Raw genomic sequence first — 1196 nt, 5'->3', positions numbered from 1 at the left:
GCCGCCCTGCGCTGACGAACGTAGAACGAAAGGCCCCGTACCGATCGGCGGATTCGGTGCGGGGCCTTTCATTGTCACGATTACTTCGCGGTGTCCGGTGGCGGGACGAGGGTGCGGAGTTCGACGGCGGTGAACGAGTCGCCGACGAGGCCGTTTTCCCACACGGGTGCCCAGGTGCCGTCTCGGTATTGGAGCCAGCGGGCAGGCTGTTCAATGCTGAGTAAGGCGAGGGTTTGCTCGAGATCCACCGGATCGACCTCCGTGTGAATGGGGTTGGTGCCCATGGCATTCACTGCCGTGGGGAATCGCCGGTCCAGATGTTCCAGCCGAGGGGCGGGCGGGTCATGCGCTGAATCGCGGACTCGTAGAACGATTTTGCTGGGCAGTCGTCGTCGCAGTCGCTATGCGGTTCGAATGCGCGTTTCGCGGCCGCGAGGGTGGCGGGCGTGCGGCGCGGGCGGGTGTGCGGGGCGTTCATCGGCCGCGCACCGGCCGCCGATCGCGATGATGCCGGACGGGATGTGCCAATGACATTCCGTGGTCGATCCGTTCACCCGTCAGCGTGAGGAATTGTCCGTTATGTCTTTGTCTTGCTTTGGTTTCGTCGGTCTGCCCCGTGTCGACTGCGGTGCAGGCTGCGAGAGGGAGCATGACGAGCATTGTGAACGAGATCAAAAGCCAAGCGTCCCAAGGCATGACAACTCCGGCTGCGAGTTCGAATGGGTACTCCGCGCGGCGGTTGAAGTAGCGCCGACGTGGTTGGAATGGATTAAGTAGACACCCGATCGCGCCAATTGCGGTACGGGAAATGGCCGACTCATGAAAAGATGTGTGCGTCTCGGCTCGAGACGGTGCGCACTGAGACGAACCGGATAGCGAGGCTAAGAAATGTCCACTGTCACCCGTAGGGCGTTGGGTAAGTTTCTCCGGGAGATTCGTGAAGGAGCCGGCAAGAGTCTGCTGTCAGCGGGGCTGGCTGTGGAGACCTCGAAGCACACGATTGCGCGGCTGGAGGACGGAATCCCGACGAGGATGATCACGGCCCAGATAGAAGGGCTTCTCGATTGGGACTGCCCCCGGTTTGGTTGATTCCTGATCTGTGAGGACTTGGTCCTCGCTGAGAGGATGTCCACCATGCCGAAGCCGTATCCGGAGGAGTTCCGCCGCGATGTCGTCGCGGTCGCCCGCAAGGGCAA

Annotated in this window: 2 protein-coding genes; both read right to left on the bottom strand. The window is 62.0% G+C overall.

Annotation, left to right across the window (positions count from 1 at the left end; all coding sequences use genetic code 11):
* Positions 1-80: 80 nt before the first annotated feature.
* The gene (locus tag ACFV4K_RS35680) at positions 81-284 is read right to left on the bottom strand and encodes a hypothetical protein (RefSeq protein WP_379280699.1); all 204 of its coding nucleotides are present in this window, start codon (positions 282-284) and stop codon (positions 81-83) included.
* 5 nt (positions 285-289) lie between these two features.
* The gene (locus tag ACFV4K_RS35675) at positions 290-478 is read right to left on the bottom strand and encodes a hypothetical protein (protein ID WP_379280698.1); all 189 of its coding nucleotides are present in this window, start codon (positions 476-478) and stop codon (positions 290-292) included.
* Between the last annotated feature and the right edge of the window lie 718 nt (positions 479-1196).

It is taken from the genome of Nocardia sp. NPDC059764, assembly GCF_042732555.1.
Classification (GTDB): domain Bacteria; phylum Actinomycetota; class Actinomycetes; order Mycobacteriales; family Mycobacteriaceae; genus Nocardia.
This window is presented reverse-complemented; position numbering and strand designations above follow the sequence as displayed.

Excerpts from the sequence above, each read along its gene's own strand:
- ACFV4K_RS35675 (WP_379280698.1), bottom strand. The coding sequence starts at position 478 with ATGAACGCCCCGCACACCCGCCCGCGCCGCACGCCCGCCACCCTCGCG.
- ACFV4K_RS35680 (WP_379280699.1), bottom strand. The coding sequence starts at position 284 with ATGGGCACCAACCCCATTCACACGGAGGTCGATCCGGTGGATCTCGAG.